Genomic DNA, 20393 nt, shown 5'->3' with positions numbered 1-20393 from the left:
GAAGGCTGGCCCGAAGGGCGAGTGCAACGAGTCAAAACAGACGAGGAAGCGGAGTTTAGTGTTCTAAATGAGCATTTCGAGTCTGTTTTTAACGAAGTATTGCCAACGCAGGTAGTTTTCAATGGCTTGCTAGAGGAGTGATATCGTGTCCATCCCCTGCGACATGCTGGTCTTTGGCGGCACCGGAGACCTGGCGCTGCACAAGCTCATCCCCGCGCTCTATCACCTGCATCGCGAAGGGCGCATGCACCAGGACGTGCGCATTCTCGCGATCGCCCGCAAGCGCCTGGATCGCACCGCCTATCTGACTCTGGCCGAGCGCCATTGCCGGGCACAGGTGGCGCGCGAAGAATTCGACGCGGGCGTCTGGCAGGCGTTCAGCCAGCGCCTCGACTATTTCCCCATGGATGCCTCCCAGCGCGGCGAATTCGTCCGCCTGGCCCATTACCTGGGGCAGACCGAAGGCCGCGTGCGCGTGCATTACCTGGCCACCGCGCCCGACCTGTTCGAGCCGATTGCCTCGAATCTGGAAAGCGCCGGGCTGGCCGGAAAAAACGCCCGCATCGTGCTGGAAAAACCCATCGGGCATTCACTCGATTCAGCGCTGTCGATCAATGCCGCCATCGGCCAGATGTTCCCCGAGCCACGGATCTACCGGATCGACCATTACCTGGGCAAGGAAACCGTGCAGAACCTCATGGCGCTGCGTTTCGCCAATGCGCTGTTCGAGCCGATCTGGCGCGCCGGGCATATCGACAACGTGCAGATCACCGTGGCCGAAACCCTCGGCTTGGAAAATCGCGGCAGCTACTACGACAACGCCGGCGCCATGCGCGACATGCTGCAGAACCACCTGCTGCAACTGCTCTGCTTGGTGGCCATGGAGGCGCCGGTGCGCTTCAACGCCGAGTCGGTGCGTAACGAGAAGGTCAAGGTGCTCGAAGCGCTCAAGCCCATCGAAGGTCGCGACGTGCAGGACAAGACCGTACGCGGCCAGTACGGCGCCGGGCAGATCGGCGGACATGACGTGCCGGCCTACTACTTCGAGAAGAACATCGACAACGACAGCGATACCGAAACCTTCGTCGCGGTGAAAGCCGAAATCGACAACTGGCGCTGGGCCGGTGTGCCCTTCTACCTGCGCACCGGCAAGCGCATGGCCAGCAAGCGCTCGGAGATCATCATCACCTTCAAGCCGGTGCCGCACATGCTGTTCAGCAAGGGCGAGATCAACCGCCTGGTGATCCGCCTGCAGCCCGAGGAAAGCATCAGCCTGCAACTGATGGCCAAGGCGCCCGGCAAGGGCATGCAACTGGAGCCGGTGGAGCTGGACCTGAATCTGGTTCACGCCTTCAGCAGCACGCGCCGCTGGGAAGCCTACGAGCGCTTGTTGCTGGATGTCATCGAGGGCGACTCGACGCTGTTCATGCGTCGCGACGAAGTGGAGGCCGCCTGGCGCTGGGTCGATCCGATCCTGCGCGGCTGGCACAGCCACTATCGCAAACCGCGCCCCTACCCGGCCGGCACCGATGGCCCCGAACAGGCCCATCAGCTGATCGAGCGACAGGGCAGCCAGTGGCGGCGCTGACGGGCGGCTGCGGAACTTCCCCAATCCCCCGGATAATGCGAAACAGAGCGGCTCAGTACATATTCAGGAAAGTATCCGACACATCAGCTGACAACTCACCTGAAACTTCCCGAATACCGCGGCGAGCAACTCTTCACTGATTATTTTTCCTCTTACTCAGGATGGATAATTCTGTGCCGCCATCTCGGCGATATCATGACTGAATATCGGTGACGCACTGCGCCCATTCGCAGGGACTGATCCCGCCGTATTTCAGCCTCCTTGCCCCGGCTTGATCGCTCATCCACCGCGAGCCTTTCCGAGGCTCGCAGAAAATCCTTACCGGAAGCCTGAAACGCCCGCAGTTCAAGGCTTTCGGCAATTACGCCCAGGGCGCTGCCGAACACTTGGATGACACTCACCGCAACACCCCGGAACCTACTTATTCACAGGCTGCAACTTCGCTAAATATATCGATGGATATCAAGGGCATTCTCGGCTGAATATCCCTGAAGATTCAGCCAGCAGATATGCAGCCAACATGCGCGGCATTCACTGCTTATCTGCGGACTGATGGCGGAGTTCGGGTTGAGAAATGATTTTTCCTGTGTTTATCCTAGTAAAGGATTTCAATCAGCAACCCCAAAGGACTTGTTTTGAGTGTTCCTACCGTAACGCTCCGTCGCCCAACCGACGGCGACGGTTTTGCCCTCCACGCACTGGTAGCACGTTGCCAGCCGCTGGATACCAACTCGGTCTACTGCAATCTGCTGCAGTGCTCCGATTTCGCCGATACCGCCATGGCTGCCGAAGATGCACAGGGTCAGCTGGTCGGTTTCATTTCCGGTTACCGCCCGCCTTCCCGCCCGGACACCTTGTTCGTCTGGCAGGTCGCGGTAGACGCCTCGATGCGCGGCCAGGGTCTGGCTCTGCGCATGCTGATGGCCCTGACTCACCGGGTCGCCACTCAGGGCGTCCGTTTCATGGAAACGACCATCTCGCCCGATAACGGCGCCTCTCAGGCCCTGTTCAGGAAAGCCTTCGCACAGCTGGGCGTCGACTATGACACCCGCACCCTATTTTCCCGCGCCGTGCATTTTGCCGGCCAGCACGAAGACGAAGTGCTGTACCGGGCTGGCCCGTTCGACATTCCGAATCCAGAAGAAAAATCAGAGGAAACAGTATGAAAACCTTCGAACTGCACGAATCCGGCGTTCGCAGCTACTGCCGCTCTTTTCCCGTGATCTTCAAGCAGGCGCGTGGCGCCGAGCTGGTCACCCGCGACGGCAAGACCTACATCGATTTTCTCGCCGGCGCCGGCACGCTCAACTACGGCCACAACCATCCGGTGCTCAAGCAGGCGCTGCTCGACTACATCAGCGACGATGGCATCACCCACGGCCTGGATATGTATTCCGACGCCAAGGAGCGTTTCCTCGAAACCTTCTCCCGGCTGATCCTCAAGCCGCGCGGCATGGACTACGTCATGCAGTTCACCGGCCCCACCGGCACCAACGCGGTGGAAGCCGCGCTGAAGCTGGCGCGCAAGGTGACGGGGCGCAGCAATGTCATCAGCTTCACCAATGGCTTCCACGGCTGCAGCATCGGCGCCCTGGCGGCGACCGGCAACCAGCATCACCGTGGCGCCGCCGGCGTACCGCTGACCGACGTCAGCCGCATGCCCTACGCCAACTATTTCGGCGACAAGGTCAACACCATCGCCATGATGGACAAGCTGCTGACCGACCCGTCCAGCGGCATCGACAAGCCGGCGGCGGTGATCGTCGAGGTGGTTCAGGGTGAAGGCGGCCTGAACGCCGCGTCCGCCGAGTGGGTGCGCAAGCTGGAAAAACTCTGCCGCAAGCACGACATGCTGCTGATCGTCGACGACATCCAGGCCGGCTGTGGCCGTACGGGCAGCTTCTTCAGCTTCGAGGACATGGGCATCAAGCCGGACATGATCACCCTGTCCAAGTCGCTGTCGGGCTTCGGCCTGCCGTTCGCCATGGTGCTGCTGCGCAAGGAGCTCGACCAGTGGAGCCCCGGCGAGCACAACGGCACCTTCCGCGGCAACAACCACGCCTTCGTCACCGCCACCGCCGCGCTGGAGCATTTCTGGCAGGACGACGAATTCGCCCAGAGCGTGCGCGCCAAGGGCAAGCGCATCGCCGACGGCATGCACAAGATCGTCCGCCGCTATGGCCCGGACTCCCTGTTCGTCAAAGGGCGCGGGATGATGATCGGCATCAGTTGCCCGGATGGCGACACCGCCGCCGCCATCTGCCGCCATGCCTTCGACAACGGCCTGGTGGTCGAGACCAGCGGCGCCCACAGCGAAGTGGTCAAGTGCCTCTGCCCGCTGGTCATCAGCGAAGAGCAGATCGACAAGGCCATGAGCATTCTGGACAAGGCGTTCGCCGCCGTGATGGCCGATCAGGCCGCGCACCAGGCCTCCTGATTTTCGAGGAATTGAAAAAATGATCGTACGCACCCTCGCCGAATGCGAGCAGTCCAACCGCAAGATCGTCACCGAAACCTGGGACAGCACACGCATGCTGCTCAAGGACGACAACATGGGCTTCTCCTTCCACATCACCACCATCTACGCCAACACCGAGACGCACATCCACTACCAGAACCACCTGGAGTCGGTGTACTGCATCAGCGGCAACGGCGAGATCGAGACCATCGCCGACGGCAAGATCTACAAGATCGAAGCCGGCACGCTGTACATCCTCGACAAGCACGACGAGCACCTGCTGCGCGGCGGCAGCGAGGACATGAAGATGGCCTGCGTCTTCAACCCGCCGCTCAACGGCAAGGAAGTTCATGACGAAAGCGGTGTCTACCCGCTGGAGGCCGAAACCCTCGCCTGACAGGCCAGGCGGGTGCAATGCCGCGCCCGCCGCTCGCCAAGCAACCGAAAGGAGAATGCGAAGTGAACCCCGTGCAAGCCGACCACTACCCTTCACGCCAGCATGACGAACCGCGCTGGCAGGAGCGTCTGGACCCGGTTATCCATCGCACCGACCTGACCAACGCTCCCATCACCGCAGAACAGATCGAACGCTTCGAGCGTGACGGTTATCTGGTCATCCCCAATCTCTTCAGCACCGAGGAAGTCGCCGTATTCCGCGACGAGCTCGACCGTATGCGCCAGGACCCGGCTGTCGCCGAATCCGGCAAGACCATCCGCGAACCCGGCAGCGGCGCGATCCGCTCGGTGTTCGCCATCCACAGGGACAATGCCCTGTTCGCCCGCGTCGCGGCCGACGAGCGCACCGCCGCCATCGCCCGCTTCATTCTCGGCGGCGACATCTATGTGCATCAGTCGCGGATGAACTTCAAACCGGGCTTCACCGGCAAGGAGTTCTACTGGCACTCGGATTTCGAAACCTGGCACGTCGAGGACGGCCTGCCGCGCATGCGCACTCTCAGCTGCTCGATCCTGCTGACCGACAACGAGCCGCACAACGGCCCGCTGATGCTGATTCCCGGCTCGCACCGGCACTACATCCACTGCGTGGGTGCGACCCCCGAGAACCACTATGAAAAGTCCCTGCGCAAGCAGGAGCTTGGCGTACCGGATCACGACAGCCTGACCCTGCTGGCCGAGCGCTACGGCATCGACACCGCCACCGCGCCGGCGGGCAGCGTGCTGTTCTTCGACTGCAACACCATGCACGGCTCCAACAGCAACATCACCCCCAAAGCGCGCAGCAATCTGTTCTATGTCTACAACCATGTGGATAATGCTGCCCAGGCGCCGTTCTGCGGGCTCGCACCACGCCCCGACTTCGTTGCCGAGCGTGAGGATTTCACGCCGCTGCAGATCCAGCCACAACAGTATCTCTGACCTTCATGAAAGCATTTTCGCAACGCGGGAATGTTTTGCGTCTGGTTGCGAAGCCGGACCAGGGATGACAATTCACCCCCAAGACGGGACGTTGAATCGATGCATACCGTAGAAAAGATCGGCGGCACCTCCATGAGCCGCTTCGACGAGCTACTCGACAACATCTTCATCGGCCAGCGCGAAGGCGCCCAGCTGTATCAGCGGGTCTTCGTGGTTTCGGCCTACAGCGGCATGACCAACCTGCTGCTGGAACACAAGAAGACCGGCGAGCCGGGCGTCTACCAGCGTTTCGCCGACGCCCAGAACGAAGGCGCCTGGCTCGATACCCTGCAGGCCGTGCGCCAGCGCATGCTGGAGAAGAACGCCGAACTGTTCCCCGGCGATTTCGAGCGCCATGCCGCCGACCAGTTCATCAACGCCCGCATCGACGATGCCCGTGAATGCATGAGCAGCCTGCAGCGCCTGTGCGCCTATGGCCACTTCCAGCTCGGCGAACACCTGATGAAAGTGCGCGAAATGCTCGCCTCGCTGGGTGAGGCACACAGCGCCTTCAACGCCGTGCTGGCACTCAAGCATCGCGGCATCAATGCGCGCATGGTCGACCTGACCGGCTGGCACTGCGATTCGCCGCTACCCTTCGAGGACATGGTTCGCGAGAGTTTCGAAGGCGTCGACCTGAGCCGCGAACTGGTGATCGCCACCGGCTACACCCATTGCAGCGAAGGCCTGATGAACACCTTCGACCGTGGCTACAGCGAGATCACCTTCGCCCAGATCGCCGCCGCCACCGGCGCACGCGAGGCGATCATCCACAAGGAATTCCATCTGTCTTCCGCCGACCCGAATCTGGTCGGCGCCGACAAGGTGGTGACCATCGGTCGCACCAACTATGACGTGGCCGACCAGCTGTCCAACCTCGGCATGGAAGCGATCCATCCGCGCGCGGCCAAGACCCTGCGCCGCGCCGGTATCAAGCTGCGCATCAAGAACGCCTTCGAGCCCGAGCACGCCGGCACCCTCATCAGCCAGGACTACAAGAGCGAGAAGCCCTGCGTGGAAATCATCGCGGGCCGCAAGGACGTCTTCGGTATCGGCGTGTTCGACCAGGACATGCTCGGCGACGTGGCCTACGACATCGAGATCAGCAAGCTGCTCAAGCAGCTCAAGCTCTACGTGGTGAACAAGGACTCGGACGCCAACAGCATCACCTACTACGCCTCGGGTTCGCGCAAACTGATCAACCGCGCCGCGCGGCTGATTGAAGAGACCTATCCGGCAGCTGAAGTCACGGTGCACAACGTCGCCATCGTCTCGGCGATCGGCTCGGACCTCAAGGTCAAGGGCATCCTCGCCAAGACCGTCGCGGCGCTGGCCGAGGCCGGCATCAGCATCCAGGCGATCCACCAGTCGATTCGCCAGGTGGAGATGCAGTGCGTGGTCAACGAGGAAGATTACGACAACGCCATCGCCGCGCTGCACCGCGCGCTGATCGAACCGGAAAACCACGGCGACGTGATCGCTGCGGCGTAACGCCATGCCGGGCTTCAAGAGCCGCCGGGCCTGACACCGTCACGCCCGGCGGTTTGCTTTCGAATAACGAAACTCGACCACGGGCCGCCAAATCGCCAGCATGACGCCCGTCAATATCGCTCATGCAAGGCAGGGTCACTATGAAACCGGAACGCAGGTTGCGGCCCGCATCGCCATCGGCAGCACCGCCTGCCAGCGCTCCGTCCCAGCCATGCACAGGAGCTCACATGTTTCCCGAATACCGCGAACTGATCAGCCGTCTGAAATCCGAAGACGCACATTTCAACAACCTGTTCGACGAGCACAACGAACTGGACCAGCGCATCAAGAACATGGAGGCGCGCATCATTCCCGGCACCGATACCGAGATCGAAAACCTGAAGAAGGAAAAGCTGCTCATCAAGGACCGTCTGTACGACGTTCTCAAGGACGCAACCGTCGCCTGAGCCCTGCGCCCCGCTTGCCGGGGCGCAACCCCTTCGCGGCTGCAGCCGCTCCGCGCAAAGCCGGTGCACACCGGCGCAGGCACTTGTAGGTCGGATTAGCCGAAGGCGTAATCCGACAGTCCGAAGGCGTAATCCGACGAGCAAAGCGCCGGCTCTCACCATGTCTGGCCTGTCCCATCGTCGGGTCGGTGAAGCGAAACCCCGATGCCGGCCCATCGGTCGCGCAATCCTCGGTCGGGCGCAGTAAAATGCCGCGTTTCTCCAACGCCCTGCGAGTTCCCGCGCCATGAGCACCCCTTTCCGCCCCGAACTGCTGTCGCCTGCCGGCACGCTCAAATCCATGCGCTACGCCTTCGCCTACGGTGCCGACGCGGTCTACGCCGGGCAGCCGCGCTACAGCCTGCGGGTGCGCAACAACGAGTTCGACCATGCCAACCTCAAGCTCGGCATCGACGAAGCGCACGCGCTGGGCAAGCAGTTCTACGTGGTGGTCAACATCGCCCCACACAACGCCAAGCTGAAGACCTTCATCAAGGATCTGGCGCCAGTGGTGGCGATGGGGCCGGATGCGCTGATCATGTCCGATCCCGGTCTGATCATGCTGGTGCGCCAGCATTTCCCCGAGATGACCATCCACCTCTCGGTGCAGGCCAACGCGGTGAACTGGGCCACGGTGAAGTTCTGGCACGCCCAGGGCGTGAGCCGGGTGATTCTCTCACGCGAGCTGTCGCTGGAGGAGATCGGCGAGATCCGCGAACAGGTGCCGGGCATGGAGCTGGAGGTGTTCGTCCACGGTGCGCTGTGCATGGCCTATTCCGGTCGCTGCCTGCTCTCGGGCTACATCAACAAGCGCGACCCCAACCAGGGCAGTTGCACCAACGCCTGCCGCTGGGAATACAAGACCCACGAAGCCAAGGAAAACGAGCTGGGCGAGGTGGTGCACCAGTACGAGCCGATTGCCGTGCAACGCGCCGAGCCGACCCTTGGCGTGGGCAAGCCCACCGATGAGCTGTTCCTGCTGGAGGATTCCAGCCGCCCCGGCGAGTTCATGGAAGTCAGCGAGGACGAGCACGGCACCTACATCATGAACTCCAAGGACCTGCGCGCCGTGCAACACGTCGAGCGCCTGGTGCAAATGGGCGTGCATTCACTGAAGATCGAAGGCCGCACCAAGTCTCATTACTACGTCTCGCGCACCGCCCAGGTCTACCGCAAGGCCATCGACGATGCCGTAGCCGGCAAGCCGTTCGACAAGTCATTGATGGACACCCTCGAATCACTGGCCCACCGCGGCTACACCGAAGGCTTCCTGCGCCGTCACGTGCATGACGAATACCAGAACTACGAACGCGGCTTCTCGCTGTCCGAGCGCCAGCAATTCGTCGGCGAACTGACCGGCGAACGCCGCAATGGCCTGGCCGAAGTGAAGGTGAAAAACCGCTTCGCCGTCGGCGACAAGCTGGAGCTGATGACGCCGCAGGGCAACCTCAACCTGCGCCTGGAGCGGCTGGAAAACAAGCGCGGCGAGTCAATCGACGTCGCGCCGGGCGACGGCCACACCGTTTACCTGTCCGTGCCGGAAGATGTGGATCTGCAATACGCCCTGCTGATGCGTGAGCTGGAAAGCGGCACGACGCGCAGCTGAAAACGTAGCCCTGTAGGGCGGACTTGCCCGCGAGCTTTGGCGGTGGCTTCGACTCTACGGTTTATGGCGTTGCCTGGATGTAGAGCGGGTTGTCGGATTACGCCTTCGGCTAATCCGACCTACCGCAGCAACTCGGCGAGCTGCCCGGCGGGTACCGGGCGGCTGATCAGGTAGCCCTGGATCTCGTCGCAGCGCTGTTCCTTGAGGAAATCCATCTGCGCCTGGGTCTCGACGCCCTCGGCTACCACTTTCAGCTCCAGGCTGTGGACCATGGCGATGATGGCGCGGACGATGGCGGCATCTTCGCCGAACTGCTCCAGTTCGGAGATGAAGGAGCGGTCGATCTTGACGAAATCCACCGGGAAGCGCTTGAGGTAGCTGAGTGACGAATAGCCGGTGCCGAAATCATCGATGGCCAGCTTGACCCCCAGCGCACGCAGCTGGCGGCTGATATTGATGGCATTGTCGATATCGTCGAGCAACTGGCTTTCGGTCAGCTCGAGCTCAAGCATCTGCGCCGGCAGCCCGGTGTCCTCCAGCACCTGGCGCACCAGACTGACGAAATTGCCCTGGCGCAACTGCTTGACTGACAGATTCACAGACACGCGGATCTCCGCCAGCCCGTCCTGTTGCCACTGGCGCGCCTGACGGCAGGCCTGGCGCAGGACGAACTCGCCCAACGGAATGATCAGCCCGGTCTCCTCGGCCAGCGCAATGAAGTAACCCGGCGCCAGCAGGCCCTGCTGCGGGTGATGCCAGCGCACCAGCGCCTCGGCGGCATCGAGACGATCTTCTACCAGGTTCAGCCGTGGTTGATAGAACACCTCCAGCTGTCCCTCGTCGATGGCCCGGCGTAGCTGGTTTTCCAGCTTTAGATTTTCCAGGCTGGGAACCCGCAGGCGCTCGGTGAAGAACTGCAGGGTATTGCCGCCCAGATGCTTGGCGTGCCGCATGGCCATGTTCGCCTGCAGCAGCAGCGTGGTGGCGTCACGCGCATTGTCGGGCATCAGGCTGACCCCGATGGAGGCGCCAAGCACCAGCTCCTGGCCATCTACGACGATCGGCTTGCCGATACGCGACAGCAGGCGACTGCCGCCGTGCGCCAGGTTGGAGAGGCTGCCATAGGCTTCGAGCACCACCACGAACTCATCGCCCGACAGCCGTGCAATGGTGTTGGCGCTGGAAAAGGTATGCGACAGACGCCGGGAGACCTCACACAACAGGCGGTCGGCCACTTCATGGCCCAGACTCTCGTTGAGGATCTTGAAACGGTCGAGGTCGATATAAAGGACCGCCAGGCCATGGCTGCTGTGACGTCCACGCTCGCAGGCGCTTTGCAGGCGCTCCTTGAGCAGGGTGCGATTGCCCAGGCCGGTGAGCTCGTCGAAATGCGAGAGGTAGCGCAAACGCTCCTCCACCTGGCGCCGGGCACTGAGATCGGAGAGGAAGGCCACCACATTGGCAATACCGCCATCGGCATCGCGAACCACCTGCAGTTGCACCCACTGTGGATAAACCTCGCCGCTCTTGCGGGTCTTGAGCAGCTCGCCCTGCCAGCAGCCCTCGCGCAGCAGCGCGGTACGCATCGTTTCGTATTGCTGACGGCTGCTTTCGCTGCTGGCCAGTTGCGCCAGACGATAACCGACCAGTTCCTCGCGGCTGTAGCCGGACAGGGCACAACAGGCATCGTTGACGGCCAGCAGGCGGAATTCGGCATCCATGATGACCATGCCTTCGCCCGCCGCATCGAACAGGGTCGTCGCCACCCGCTGCTGCAGCCCGTCGCAAGGCTCGACCAGACACACTTCGGCATCCGGCATGGATCGGGCCACCGTCGGCTCATTCGCCTCACCGAGCAGATATTTTCCGTCCGCGATCAACAGCCGGCTGAGCTGCCAGGCGACCATGCACAGCGTCAGCAGGATGATCAGTAACAACACGCCCCAGCCCGGCTGCTGCTGATCGCCGCTCAGCAGCACTGCGCCTGCCGGCAACAGGCCCGGCAGGACGAGCGCAACGAAGGCCCGCCAGGAAACGACACTGGCCATGCTGCCAACGATGATCACCGAGCCAAGTGCGCCATGCAGCAGGGCTTGCCGGATGAAGCCCTCGCCGGGAATCAGCGCAACGAAGGCATAGCTGAGCGTCAGCCCCGTCGCAACATTGCTCACCACGAAGGCGTGACGCCACCAGGGGCGCTGCTGATCGCTCGCGGCGGCGCGGGCGAAGGCACTCGCCTGCTGCAGTCGCAGGCTCGCCAGCAGCAGCGTCCAACCGGACCAGAGCCCCAGCTCCAGCGCCCTCACCTCGCCCCACAGCAGCCCCGCGCAGAGCAGGCTGGCGAGCGCCATAAGCACCAGCCAGACCCGCGAGCCCTGATAGAGAAGTCGCGTCCGCGCAGCCTGTTGTGCAATGCCTGTGAACTTGAAAACGGTGCGGTCCTCCCTGGCCAATGACGTCGATTGCGTTGCTTGAACGGAATCGATCATCAATTGCTCTGGAATTTCGTATAAGTATTCGGAGCCTGGTGAATATGACAGCCGCGGATAATGGCATGTTGGCAGCCCAGGGCAACACCCCCATTCCGACCAATGAATAAGCGCTCGTCTCCCGAAGACAGGTGAACGCAGCGAACCAGGCCGGTTTGCGGATACAATGGCGACCATGCACGACGATATCTCCCACCTGCTGAACTCCCTCAACGATGCCCAGCGCCAGGCCGTGGCCGCGCCGCTGGGCCGTCAACTGGTGCTGGCCGGCGCCGGCTCGGGCAAGACCCGGGTGCTGGTGCACCGCATCGCCTGGCTCAACCAGGTCGAACGCGCCTCGCTGCATTCGATCCTCTCGGTGACCTTCACCAACAAGGCCGCCGCCGAGATGCGCCAGCGCATCGAGCAGCTCCTGCACGTCAATCCGCAGGGCATGTGGGTCGGCACCTTCCACGGCCTGGCGCACCGCCTGCTGCGTGCGCACTGGCAGGAAGCGCAGCTGGAGCAGAACTTCCAAATCCTCGATTCCGACGACCAGCAGCGCCTGGTCAAGCGGGTGATCCGCGAGCTGGGCCTGGACGAGCAGCGCTGGCCGGCGCGCCAGGCGCAGTGGTGGATCAACGCGCAGAAGGACGAAGGCTTGCGCCCGCAGAACATCCAGGCCGGCGGCGACCTGTTCCTCGCCACCCAGCTGAAGATCTACGAAGCCTACGAGCAGGCCTGCGCGCGCGCCGGGGTGATCGACTTTTCCGAACTGCTGCTGCGCGCGCTGGACCTGTGGCGCAACCATCCGGGCCTGCTGGAACACTATCAGCGGCGCTTCCGCCATGTGCTGGTCGACGAGTTCCAGGACACCAACGCCGTGCAGTACGCCTGGCTGCGCCTGCTCGCCAAGGGCGGCGAGAGCCTGATGGTGGTGGGCGACGACGACCAGTCGATCTACGGCTGGCGCGGCGCGCGGATCGAGAACCTGCACCAGTTCAGCCAGGACTTCGCCGACGCCGAGACCATCCGCCTGGAGCAGAACTACCGCTCCACCGCATGCATTCTCAAGGCCGCCAACGCGCTGATCGCCAATAACCAGGGCCGTCTGGGCAAGGAACTCTGGACCGACGGCTGCGAAGGCGAGCCGATCAGCCTCTACGCTGCCTTCAACGAGCACGACGAAGCGCGCTATGTGGTGGAAAGCATCGAGAAGGCCATCAAGGAGGGCATGAGCCGTAGCGAGATGGCCATCCTCTATCGCTCCAACGCCCAGTCGCGGGTGCTGGAGGAGGCGCTGCTGCGCGAGAAGATTCCCTACCGCATCTACGGTGGCCAGCGCTTTTTCGAGCGCGCCGAGATCAAGAACGCCATGGCCTACCTGCGCCTGATCCAGACCCGCCACAACGATGCGGCGCTGGAGCGGGTGATCAACCTGCCGGCCCGCGGCATCGGCGAGAAAACCGTCGAGACCCTGCGCCAACTGGCGCGCCAGGAGGAAATCTCGCTGTGGGCGGCGCTGCACCAGGCGGTCGGTACCAAGCTCGTCTCAGGTCGCGCCGCCAGTGCGCTGAACGGCTTCGTCGAACTGATCGACACCCTCGCGCTGAAGGTCGAGGGCATGCAGTTGCACAGCATGGCGCAGCTGGTCATCGAGCAATCCGGTCTGCTCGCCTACCACCGCGACGAAAAGGGCGAGAAGGCCCAGGCGCGGGTGGAAAACCTCGAGGAACTGGTGTCCGCCGCACGCGCCTTCGACAACTACAGCGACGAGCAGGAGGACGAGCAGACGCCGCTGGCGGCCTTCCTCGACCACGCCTCGCTGGAGGCCGGCGAACAGCAGGCCGGCGATCACGAGGACAGCGTGCAGCTGATGACCCTGCACAGCGCCAAGGGCCTGGAATTCCCACTCGTATTCCTGGTGGGCATGGAGGAAGGCCTTTTTCCGCACAAGATGAGCCTGGAGGAATCAGGCCGTCTGGAAGAGGAGCGCCGTCTGGCCTACGTCGGCATCACCCGCGCCATGCAGCAGCTGATCGTCACCTACGCCGAGACCCGACGCCTGTACGGCAGCGAGACCTACAACAAGATCTCGCGCTTCGTCCGTGAGATCCCGCCGGCGCTGATCAGCGAAGTTCGACTGAGCAACACCGTCAGCCGTTCGTTCAATACCCGAGGCATGAGCGGCGCATCGCTGTTCGACGGCGCCGGCGTGCCGGATACTCCCTTCAACCTCGGCCAGCGCGTGCGTCACTCGCTGTTCGGTGAAGGCACCATCCTCAACTTCGAAGGCGCCGGCGCCCAGGCGCGGGTGCAGGTGAATTTCGAGGATGAAGGCAGCAAGTGGCTGATGCTCAGCTATGCCAAGCTCGAAGCACTGTGAGAATGTTGGATTAGACCGTAGCCTGGATTAGCCGAAGGCGTAATCCGGGTTTCCGAAGGCGTAATCCGGTTTCCGCGGGCGTAATCCAATCGGTAGACATGATCCGACGCTTCGAGGCAGGCCTTGGCTCTGCCCGTCGGGTCGGTGAAGCGTGACCCGACCTACACCAACAAGAAACAAGGACATCCACACCCATGAAACACCGCCACCTGTTCGGCGCAGCCGCTGCCTTGCTCGCCATCCTCGGCCTGGCCGGCTGCAATGACGACAAAGCCGAAACCACCAGCCAGCAGGCCGCCGGCGAGCCCGCCAAGACCTATCACTGGAAGATGGTCACCGCCTGGCCGAAGAACTATCCGGGCCTCGGCACCTCTGCCGAACGCCTGGCCGAGCGGGTCACCACCATGAGTGCGGGCCGCCTGACCATCAAGGTCTATGCCGCCGGTGAGCTGGTGCCTGCACTGGAAGTCTTCGACTCCGTCTCGCGCGGCACCGCCGAACTGGGCCACGGCGCGGCCTATTACTGGAAGGGCAAAGTGCCCACCGCGCAATTCTTCACCTCGGTGCCGTTCGGCCTGTCCGCCAGCGAGATGAACGCCTGGCTGAGCAAGGGCGGAGGGCAGCAGTTCTGGGAAGAAGCCTATGCACCACACGGCGTGAAGCCCATGGTGATCGGCAATACCGGCATGCAGATGGGCGGCTGGTTCAACAAGGAAATCAATTCGCTGGGCGATCTCCAGGGCCTGAAGATCCGCATGCCGGGTCTGGGCGGTGAAGTACTGGCGCGCCTCGGCGCCACCAGCGTCAACCTGCCCGGCGGTGAAGTCTTCACCGCGCTGCAGACCGGCGCCATCGACGCCACCGACTGGGTCAGCCCCTACAACGATCTGGCCTTCGGTCTGCACAAGGCTGCGCGCTATTACTACTATCCCGGCTGGCAGGAGCCTCAGGCGGTGCTGGAGCTGCTGGTCAACCAGAAGGCCTTCGACAGCCTGCCGGCGGACCTCCAGGCGATCCTCACCGAAGCGTCCCGTGCCGCCAGCCGCGACATGCACGACGACTACACCTACAACAACGCCCTGGCGCTGGATCAGCTGAAGCAGCAAGGCACCGAGCTCAAGCGCTTTCCCGACGAAGTGCTGGCCGCCATGCGTGAGCACTCCGAGCAGGTGCTGGGCCAACTGGCCGAACAAAGCGAACTGAATGGTCGTATCTGGGCCTCGATGAAAGCCTTTCAGGCCCAGGTCGAGCCAATGCACGAGATCTCCGAGAAGGAGCTGTATAACTGGCGTTGAGCGGTGCCGAGTGCAGTTCCGTCAAGCAAAAGCCTGAAACACTTACCTCTGGCGTTGTGTCGTGCCTCTGTGCAACATGACGCGCGTACCTTCACCCAACATGGGAACACTTAATGAAATCTGTGCTTAGCCTCTTCATGGCGCTGTGCCTCAGCCTGACTTTCAGCCTCGACGCCCACGCCAAGCGTTTCGGCGGCGGCAAGAGCTTCGGCTCGGCGCCCAGCCACCAGACTCGCCAGGCTCAACCACAACAGCGCACCGACAGCGCCGCCCAGGCTGGTCGCCAGCAACCCGCTGCCGCAAGCGGCGCTTCGCGCTGGCTCGGCCCGCTGGCCGGCCTGGCCGCCGGCGGTCTGCTGGCCTCGATGTTCATGGGCGATGGCTTCGAGGGCATCCAGTTCATGGATATCCTGATCTTCGGCCTGATCGCCTTCGTCATCTTCCGCCTCATCGCCGCGCGCCGACGCCAGCAGCAACCGGCCATGGCCGGGCACGGACATGCGCCGATGCAGCGCGAGATGCCGCAGCAGCCTTCGATCTTCGGTGGCAGCGCCGCGCCGGTCGCCTCGGCACCAGTGATCAACGCACCCGCCTGGTTCAACGAACAGAGCTTCGTCGGCGCGGCGCGCGAGCATTTCATGTCGCTGCAGCAGCACTGGGATGCCAACGAGATGGACAAGATCGCCGAGTTCGTCACCCCGCAGCTGCTGGAGTTCCTCAAGCGCGAGCGCGCCGAGATCGGTGATGCCTACCAGTCGACCTACATGGACGACCTGCAGATCCAGCTCGACGGCGTGGACGACAACGCCGAAAAGACCACCGCCACCCTGACCTTCGTCGGCGTATCGAAGAACTCGCGCTTCGATCAGGGCGAGCCCTTCAGCGAAAGCTGGCGCATGGAACGTGCCCAGGGCGAAAACCAGCCCTGGCTGGTAGCCGGTATCCGCCAGAACGCCTGAGTCTTTTCTGGCCCACGCAAAGCCCGGACACATGTCCGGGCTTTTTTATTGCGCTTAATAGACCCTTACGAAACCAAAGGATTAATCCTTTCAGCTAGCAGGCCGTATACAATGCCGTCCAAGCGAAGCGCCACAAGCGCTCATGGGCTGTAGGAAACCATCCAGGGCTGCACCAGAACAGCCCACCGGTTTTCAACGTCCCGCCTCGTCTTAGCCTGATAAGGAAGAAACGATGGACATGAACCGTCGCCAGTTCTTCAAGGTCTGCGGTATCGGCCTTGGAGCGACCAGCATGGCGGCCTTGGGCATGGCGCCCGAGACTGCCTTCGCCGAGTCGATACGGCATTTCAAGCTGACCAACACCAAAGAAACCCGCAACACCTGCCCTTACTGCTCGGTAGGCTGCGGACTGATCCTCTATAGCCGCGGCAGCGGCGGCAAGAATGTCGATCAGCAGATCATCCACGTAGAGGGCGACTCGGATCATCCGGTCAACCGCGGCAGCCTGTGCCCCAAGGGCGCCGGCCTGCTAGACTTCATCAAGAGCCCCAACCGCCTGCAGCACCCGATGGTGCGCAAGCCCGGCTCCAACGAGTGGACGCGCCTGTCCTGGGACGAAGCGCTCGATCGCATCGCCCGTCTGATGAAAGAGGACCGCGACGCCAACTTCGTGCAGCAGAACGCGCTGGGCCAGACGGTCAACCGCTGGACCTCGGTAGGCTTTCTCGCGGCCTCGGCGGCGTCCAACGAAACCGGCTACCTGACCCACAAGGTGGTCCGCAACCTCGGCATCGTAGGATTCGACAACCAAGCACGTGTCTGACACGGCCCGACGGTGGCAAGTCTTGCCCCGACGTACGGCCGTGGCGCCATGACCAACACCTGGACGGATATCGGCAACGCCGACCTGGTCCTGGTAATGGGTGGCAACGCTGCTGAAGCACACCCCTGCGGCTTCCGCTGGGTGACCGAAGCCAAGTCCGAGAACAAGGCCCGGCTGATCGTGGTCGATCCACGCTTCACCCGTACCGCCTCGGTGGCCGACTATTACGCGCCCATTCGTACCGGGACGGATATCGCGTTCCTGGGCGGCCTGATCAACTACCTGATCGGCAACGACAAGATTCAGCACGAATACGTGCGCAACTACACCGACGTGTCGTTCATCGTCAGCGAAGGCTTCAGCTTCGAGGATGGGCTGTTCAGCGGCTACGACGCCGAGAAACGCACCTATACCGACAAGTCCGGCTGGACCTACGAACTGGGTGAGGACGGCTACGCCAAGGTCGACCCGACGCTGCAGCACCCACGCTGCGTGTTCCAGCTGATGAAGCAGCACTACAGCCGCTACACGCCGGAACTGGCCAGCCAGATCTGCGGCACGCCGGTCGATCGCATGCTGAAGATCTGGGAAGAGATCGCCACCTGCTCGACGCCGGGCAAGACCATGACGATCCTCTACGCCCTGGGCTGGACCCAGCACTCGGTGGGCGCGCAGATCATCCGCACCGCGGCCATGGTCCAGCTGCTGCTGGGCAACGTCGGCATGCCGGGCGGCGGCGTCAACGCGCTGCGCGGGCACTCCAACATCCAGGGCCTGACCGACCTGGGCCTGCTTTCCAACCTGCTGCCGGGCTACCTGACCCTGGGGCTGGATGCCGAGCAGGATTACGCGAGCTACATTGCCAAGCGCGCGCCCAAGCCGCTGCGTCCGGGGCAGATGTCCTACTGGCAGAACTACGGCAAGTTCCACGTCAGCCTGATGAAGGCCTGGTACGGTCCCGCTGCCCAGGCGAAAAACGACTGGTGCTTCGACTACCTGCCCAAGCTGGAATACGGCGGCGCCGGCTATGACGTGCTGCGCATGTTCGACATGATGTCGCGCGACGAGGTGCACGGCTATTTCTGCCAGGGCTTCAACCCGCTGGCGGCACTGCCGGACAAGAACCGCGTGGTCAAGTCGCTGGCGCGGCTCAAGTGGCTGGTGGTGATGGACCCGCTGCAGACCGAAACCTCCGAGTTCTGGCGCAATCACGGCGAGTTCAACGACGTTGACACCGCCAGCATCCAGACCGAGGTGTTCAGCCTGCCGACTACCTGCTTCGCCGAGGAAGACGGTTCGCTGGTCAACAGCACCCGCTGGCTGCAGTGGCACTGGAAGGCGGCGGACGGTCCGGGCGAGTCGCGCCCCGACATCTGGATCATGTCCGGCCTGCACATGCGCCTGCGCGAACTGTACCGCAGCGAGGGCGGCGCCTTCCCCGAGCCGATTCTCAATCTGCACTGGCCCTACAAGGTGGCCCACGAGCCTTCTGCCGAGGAACTGGCCAGGGAGTTCAACGGCTACGCGGTCGGCGAAGTGACCGACGCCAACGGCAACCTGCTGGCCCGTCCCGGCCAGCAGCTGGGCGCCTTCAGTCAGCTCAAGGACGATGGCAGCACCGCCTCGGGCTGCTGGATCTTCTGCGGCTCCTGGACCGAGCAGGGCAACATGATGGCGCGGCGCGACAACAGCGACCCGTACCACATGAAGCAGCACCAGAACTGGGCCTTCGCCTGGCCGGCGAACCGTCGCATCCTCTACAACCGCGCCTCCGCCGACCCCCAGGGCAAGCCCTGGTCGGACCGCAAGAAGCTGGTCTGGTGGGATGCCCAGGCCAAGGGCTGGGCCGGCACCGATGTGCCGGACTACAACGCCAGCATCGACCCGGAAGCGGGGATGAATCCGTTCATCATGAACCCCGAAGGGGTGGCGCGTTTCTTCGCCGTGGACAAGATGGCCGAAGGTCCCTTCCCGGAACACTACGAGCCGTTCGAGTCGCCCATCGGCATCAACCCGCTGCACCCGAACAACCGCAAGGTGATCAGCAGCCCCGCCGCGCGCGTGTTCGATTCGGTGTGGGAATCGCTCGGCACCGCCGACGAGTTCCCCTATGCCGGCACCACCTACCGGCTGACGGAGCATTTCCACTACTGGACCAAGCACTGCAAGCTCAACGCCATCGCCCAGCCCGAGCAGTTCGTCGAGATCGGCGAGGTGCTGGCGCAGGAGAAGGGCATCGCTGCCGGCGACCGGGTGCGCGTCAGTTCCAAGCGCGGCTATCTGATCGCCGTGGCGGTGGTGACCAAGCGCATCCGTCCGCTGCAGGTCAACGGGCAGGTGGTGCACCAGGTCGGCATTCCGCTGCACTGGGGCTTCACCGGCGTGGCCAAGCCGGGGTACATCGCCAACACCATGGTGCCCTACATCGGTGACGGCAACACCCAGACGCCCGAGTCGAAGTCGTTCCTGGTCAACGTGGAGAAGGTGTAATGGCTACTCAAGACATCATTGCGCGCTCCGCGACCACCACGCTTGCCCCCTCGATCCGCCAGGTCGAGGAGGTGGCCAAGCTGATCGACGTGTCCAAATGCATCGGCTGCAAGGCCTGCCAGGTCGCCTGCTCGGAATGGAACGAGCTGCGTGACGAGGTGGGCAGCAACCACGGCACCTACGACAACCCGATCGACCTGACTGCCGAAAGCTGGACGGTGATGCGCTTCACCGAGCACGAGAAGGCCGACGGCGATCTGGAATGGCTGATCCGCAAGGACGGCTGCATGCACTGCGCCGAGCCGGGCTGCCTCAAGGCCTGCCCGAGCCCCGGCGCGATCGTGCAGTACGCCAACGGCATCGTCGACTTCAACCAGGACAAGTGCATCGGCTGCGGCTACTGCGTCACCGGCTGTCCGTTCAACGTGCCGCGCATCTCGCAGGAAGACAAGAAGGCCTACAAGTGCACCCTGTGCAGCGACCGCGTGGCGGTAGGCAAGGAGCCGGCCTGCGTGAAGACCTGCCCGACCAGCGCCATCGTGTTCGGCAGCAAGGCCGACATGCAGCGCCATGCCGAGGAGCGCATCGAGGACCTGAAGTCGCGCGGCTTCGAGCATGCCGGCCTCTACGATCCCGATGGCGTCGGCGGCACCCACGTCATGTACGTGCTGCACCATGCCGACAAGCCTTCGCTGTACGCGGGTCTGCCGGACCAGCCGATGATCAGCCCGATGGTCAGCCTGTGGAAAGGCATCACCAAGCCCCTGGCCCTGCTGGCCATGGGTGCGGCGGTACTGGGCGGCTTCTTCCACTACGTGCGGGTCGGCCCGCAGCGCGTCGAGGAAGAAGAGGACGAGCACCCGGCCGAGCCGGTGGTTCATCAACAGGATCCGGCGGTGCACACCTACGATCCCAAGCAGCCCTGAGG

Annotated in this window: 14 protein-coding genes; 13 read left to right on the top strand and 1 reads right to left on the bottom strand. The window is 63.1% G+C overall.

The window, feature by feature from the left end:
- Nucleotides 1-145: 145 nt before the first annotated feature.
- The 8 genes from zwf to trhP all read left to right on the top strand — a co-directional run bounded on the left by zwf (nt 146) and on the right by trhP (nt 9044).
- Nucleotides 146-1588 (top strand): glucose-6-phosphate dehydrogenase, encoded by a 1443-nt coding sequence (gene zwf, locus ACYCFC_RS17980; RefSeq protein WP_459652459.1) that lies wholly within the window; start codon nt 146-148, stop codon nt 1586-1588.
- A 635-nt stretch (nt 1589-2223) separates the two neighbouring features.
- On the top strand, nt 2224-2754 hold the full coding sequence (gene ectA, locus ACYCFC_RS17975) for a diaminobutyrate acetyltransferase (protein ID WP_459652458.1): 531 nt from the start codon (nt 2224-2226) through the stop codon (nt 2752-2754).
- On the top strand, nt 2751-4025 hold the full coding sequence (gene ectB, locus ACYCFC_RS17970) for a diaminobutyrate--2-oxoglutarate transaminase (RefSeq protein WP_181083269.1): 1275 nt from the start codon (nt 2751-2753) through the stop codon (nt 4023-4025). The genes ectA and ectB overlap by 4 nt, the downstream gene beginning before the upstream one ends.
- A gap of 19 nt (nt 4026-4044) precedes the next feature.
- Nucleotides 4045-4443, top strand: coding sequence for an ectoine synthase (locus ACYCFC_RS17965; RefSeq protein ID WP_181083267.1), 399 nt, complete (start codon nt 4045-4047; stop codon nt 4441-4443).
- A 71-nt stretch (nt 4444-4514) separates the two neighbouring features.
- A complete protein-coding gene (thpD, locus tag ACYCFC_RS17960) occupies nt 4515-5423 on the top strand; it encodes an ectoine hydroxylase (protein WP_459654025.1) in 909 nt (302 codons plus the stop codon).
- 99 nt (nt 5424-5522) lie between these two features.
- On the top strand, nt 5523-6953 hold the full coding sequence (locus ACYCFC_RS17955; protein WP_181083265.1) for an aspartate kinase: 1431 nt from the start codon (nt 5523-5525) through the stop codon (nt 6951-6953).
- Nucleotides 6954-7180: 227 nt separating this feature from the next.
- Nucleotides 7181-7399 carry a YdcH family protein gene (locus ACYCFC_RS17950; protein ID WP_181083263.1) on the top strand — a complete coding sequence of 73 codons (219 nt, stop codon included), beginning with the start codon at nt 7181-7183 and terminating at the stop codon, nt 7397-7399.
- Nucleotides 7400-7685: 286 nt separating this feature from the next.
- Nucleotides 7686-9044 carry a prephenate-dependent tRNA uridine(34) hydroxylase TrhP gene (gene trhP, locus ACYCFC_RS17945; protein ID WP_459652457.1) on the top strand — a complete coding sequence of 453 codons (1359 nt, stop codon included), beginning with the start codon at nt 7686-7688 and terminating at the stop codon, nt 9042-9044.
- 119 nt (nt 9045-9163) lie between these two features.
- Here trhP and ACYCFC_RS17940 read toward each other — a convergent pair whose 3' ends face one another.
- The gene (locus ACYCFC_RS17940) at nt 9164-11533 is read right to left on the bottom strand and encodes a putative bifunctional diguanylate cyclase/phosphodiesterase (RefSeq protein WP_459652456.1); all 2370 of its coding nucleotides are present in this window, start codon (nt 11531-11533) and stop codon (nt 9164-9166) included.
- 175 nt (nt 11534-11708) lie between these two features.
- Here ACYCFC_RS17940 and uvrD point away from each other — a divergent pair, with 175 nt between their 5' ends.
- The 5 genes from uvrD (at nt 11709) to fdxH (ending at nt 20391) form a co-directional block, all read left to right on the top strand.
- Complete coding sequence (uvrD, locus tag ACYCFC_RS17935) at nt 11709-13898, top strand: DNA helicase II (protein ID WP_459652455.1); 2190 nt, start codon at nt 11709-11711, stop codon at nt 13896-13898.
- Between the two features lie 194 nt (nt 13899-14092).
- On the top strand, nt 14093-15193 hold the full coding sequence (locus ACYCFC_RS17930) for a TRAP transporter substrate-binding protein (RefSeq protein ID WP_459652454.1): 1101 nt from the start codon (nt 14093-14095) through the stop codon (nt 15191-15193).
- Nucleotides 15194-15306: 113 nt separating this feature from the next.
- Complete coding sequence (locus ACYCFC_RS17925) at nt 15307-16152, top strand: Tim44 domain-containing protein (RefSeq protein WP_459652453.1); 846 nt, start codon at nt 15307-15309, stop codon at nt 16150-16152.
- A 232-nt stretch (nt 16153-16384) separates the two neighbouring features.
- A complete protein-coding gene (gene fdnG / locus ACYCFC_RS17920; RefSeq protein ID WP_459652452.1) occupies nt 16385-19465 on the top strand; it encodes a formate dehydrogenase-N subunit alpha in 3081 nt (1026 codons plus the stop codon).
- Nucleotides 19465-20391, top strand: a complete 927-nt coding sequence (gene fdxH, locus ACYCFC_RS17915) for a formate dehydrogenase subunit beta (RefSeq protein WP_122077570.1) — start codon at nt 19465-19467, stop codon at nt 20389-20391. The genes fdnG and fdxH overlap by 1 nt, the downstream gene beginning before the upstream one ends.
- Nucleotides 20392-20393 lie beyond the last annotated feature (2 nt).

This window comes from Stutzerimonas sp. NM35 (genome assembly GCF_054604355.1).
Note: the sequence above shows the minus strand (reverse complement) of the source record. Positions and strands in the feature narration are given on the sequence as shown.

Coding starts and splice junctions, on each gene's coding strand:
- ectB (WP_181083269.1), top strand. CDS start 2,751: ATGAAAACCTTCGAACTGCACGAATCCGGCGTTCGCAGCTACTGCCGC.
- ACYCFC_RS17965 (WP_181083267.1), top strand. CDS start 4,045: ATGATCGTACGCACCCTCGCCGAATGCGAGCAGTCCAACCGCAAGATC.
- ACYCFC_RS17955 (WP_181083265.1), top strand. CDS start 5,523: ATGCATACCGTAGAAAAGATCGGCGGCACCTCCATGAGCCGCTTCGAC.
- ACYCFC_RS17950 (WP_181083263.1), top strand. CDS start 7,181: ATGTTTCCCGAATACCGCGAACTGATCAGCCGTCTGAAATCCGAAGAC.
- trhP (WP_459652457.1), top strand. CDS start 7,686: ATGAGCACCCCTTTCCGCCCCGAACTGCTGTCGCCTGCCGGCACGCTC.
- ACYCFC_RS17940 (WP_459652456.1), bottom strand. CDS start 11,533: ATGATCGATTCCGTTCAAGCAACGCAATCGACGTCATTGGCCAGGGAG.
- uvrD (WP_459652455.1), top strand. CDS start 11,709: ATGCACGACGATATCTCCCACCTGCTGAACTCCCTCAACGATGCCCAG.
- ACYCFC_RS17930 (WP_459652454.1), top strand. CDS start 14,093: ATGAAACACCGCCACCTGTTCGGCGCAGCCGCTGCCTTGCTCGCCATC.
- ACYCFC_RS17925 (WP_459652453.1), top strand. CDS start 15,307: ATGAAATCTGTGCTTAGCCTCTTCATGGCGCTGTGCCTCAGCCTGACT.
- fdxH (WP_122077570.1), top strand. CDS start 19,465: ATGGCTACTCAAGACATCATTGCGCGCTCCGCGACCACCACGCTTGCC.